The 2,665-nt window shown below is 55.8% G+C and carries 2 protein-coding genes; one reads left to right on the plus strand and one right to left on the minus strand.

From position 1 onward, the window contains the following. Window positions 1-267: 267 nt before the first annotated feature. Window positions 268-672 (minus strand): MerR family transcriptional regulator, encoded by a 405-nt coding sequence (locus L8V00_RS09925; protein WP_034664654.1) that lies wholly within the window; start codon window positions 670-672, stop codon window positions 268-270. 169 nt (window positions 673-841) lie between these two features. On the opposite strand from L8V00_RS09925, the gene L8V00_RS09930 reads away from it, so the two are divergent. Continuing rightward, a complete protein-coding gene (locus L8V00_RS09930; RefSeq protein ID WP_034664651.1) occupies window positions 842-2,401 on the plus strand; it encodes a SulP family inorganic anion transporter in 1,560 nt (519 codons plus the stop codon). Window positions 2,402-2,665 lie beyond the last annotated feature (264 nt).

Genomic DNA, 2,665 nt, shown 5'->3' on the forward strand with positions numbered 1-2,665 from the left:
CTGGGACTCAAATCGGGACTTTAGCGATGGCATTTTGTCACTTAAGCCGGTTTGGAAGTGATGGGGTTAAGTGACAATTTTCGATTTTGTGACCTTGGATGACTGCGTCGTTTTGAGGAGTCGTCTGCACGGATTTCAGAAGTCCTCTGTACTATCGCCATCCACTCCGGAGAGGCCGCGGGCGTTCGTCCACTTCATCTGGAACGCGATTCGACAGAGCGCATTCAATACGATGGTCTTTTTCTCCCTGCGAAGGATGGGGGCAGTTTAGGGTGCCAGGGTGTTGACCAGATCGAGGAATTCCTCAGCGTAGGCAATTTGCTTGCGTAGCTTTTCGTAGCGGGTGCGCGTCTCCTCACGAATGTCGGCAAGGGTGGCCTTGGCATTACTCCGTGCCTGCTGTGCGGTATCACTTTCCTGCCCGCCATCTGAACTATGAAGAATCTCCGCAGCTTCCAGGAATTCCCGCATCTGATCCAGAGTAAACCCCAGCGGTTTCATCCGTCGCACCAGCAAAACACGACGTACATCAGCCTCACTATAAAGCCTGAACCCACCAGGGCTACGCCCCGATGGGGTAATCAGGCCGACGTTGTCATAATAACGCAAGGTGGGAATCGACAACCCCGTCTGGTCAACGACCTCGCCGATCTTGAAATTACTGTTTTGCATTGCCTGTTCTCCTTCACGGTGATGTTGCCCACGGGTTCCTGTGCCTGGGTTGGCGGTTGAGTAAAACTCCCGCTACCATGACCACCATCACCAAACCTAAAGTTACTAGAGGGTTGGATTCCTTTCGGGCGTTCGCCCAGTTACCTATCCCCTCAAAGATTGGACATCTATGACTGAAACTAGCACGGCGGCCCCCCGCCCCCTCCTGAGTCCAGACGGCGCTGATGCCCCTACCGGGATCATCGCATCCTTCCGTTACGCATTTTCTTCCCCCGCCCGTATCCGTATAGAGATTCTGGCCGGACTGGCGGTATCCCTGGCGCTGATCCCTGAGGCCATTGCCTTTTCCATCCTTGCCGGTGTTGACCCAGCCATGGGTCTGTTTTCCTCGGTAGTCATGGCCATTGCGATCGCCTTTACCGGTGGCCGCCCGGCAATGATCACCGGCGCCACCGGGGCTATTGCCCTAGTCATTGCTCCTGTGGCGCGTGGTTACGGGATGGATTATTTCATCGCCACCGTCCTGTTGGGCGGTGTCCTACAAATCGTGCTCGGCGCCCTCGGTGTGGCGAAACTTCAGCGTTTTATCCCCCGATCGGTGATGCTGGGTTTCGTCAATGCACTGGGCATTATGATTTTCACCGCCCAACTCGAACACCTCATTGATGTGCCTTGGATAGTCTACCCACTCGTCGGCTTGGGTGTGGTGATCATGATTTTCTTCCCCAAGCTCACCAGTGTGATCCCCGCCCCGCTGGTCACGATTATCGTGCTCACCGGTTTGGTCATTGCCGCCGGTTTGACTGTCCCGACGGTCTCGGACATGGGCAAGATGCCGGAGACCTTACCGTCCCTGTTTATTCCGAACGTGCCGTGGACGTTGGAGACCCTGCAGATCATCGCGCCTTATGCCCTGGCCATGGCCGTGGTCGGTCTCATGGAATCGTTGATGACCGCCAAGCTCGTCGATGACATCACCGACACTCATTCCGATAAAACTCGTGAATCCTGGGGACAGGGGGTGGCTAATATTGCCTCCGGTTTCTTCGGCGGCATGGGTGGCTGCGCGATGATCGGTCAAACCATGATCAACGTCCGCGAATCCGGGGCACGTACCCGCCTATCCACCCTGTTAGCCGGTGTGTTCCTGCTGGTCCTGGTCCTGGCACTGGGCGACATCGTTGGCATGATCCCGATGGCTGCGCTGGTGGCAATCATGATCATGGTCTCGGTCGGCACCATCGACTGGCACTCGGTGCATCCACGCACCCTTAAACTCATGCCGGTCTCTGAGACCATTGTTATGGCCGTGACGATTATTGCCACCCTAGCCACCAGCAACCTGGCCATTGGTGTGGTGTTGGGTGTGGTCACCGCGATGATCATGTTCGCCCGTCGGATGGCACATATCGCTTCCATTGAAAAGGTCTCCGAGATCGACGGCGACGGCGATGGCGAGATTGATACTCGTACCTACCGGGTGCATGGCCAGTTGTTTTGGGCATCAAGCAATGACCTGGTTTATCGCTTTGATTACACCGATTCTGCCCGTCATATCACTATTGATCTCACTGAGGCGGAGATCTGGGATGCCTCCACGGTCGCGACCTTTGACGCGATTACGCAGAAGTTCCAGGACAGAGGCAAAACCGTGTCCATTATCGGGCTCGACGGTCCCAGTCAGGACCGGCTGAACCGCCTGTCTGGCCGGCTTGGCACCGGCCACTAACATCCCCCGACTCGAGCACATCGACTTGGCGCCCCAACTTATAACCGGGGCGCCAGTTTATTGGTGCTGTTGCAAAGTTGGGGCATAGGAAGAGCATAAAAGAAGCGTAGCGGTTAACCGCTACTGAACTGCTCCCCATTAGTTGGACTGAGAAATCAGTTACCGACTAGTGGGGAGTAGTTTTCATTGAGAGCACGAAGTTCGCTGAATGAGCAGCAGCGTGAACAGCTGGTGGAGTGTTTCGAGCAAGGCATGGGCGAAACA

It is taken from the genome of Corynebacterium evansiae (assembly GCF_027570065.1).
Lineage (GTDB): Bacteria > Actinomycetota > Actinomycetes > Mycobacteriales > Mycobacteriaceae > Corynebacterium > Corynebacterium evansiae.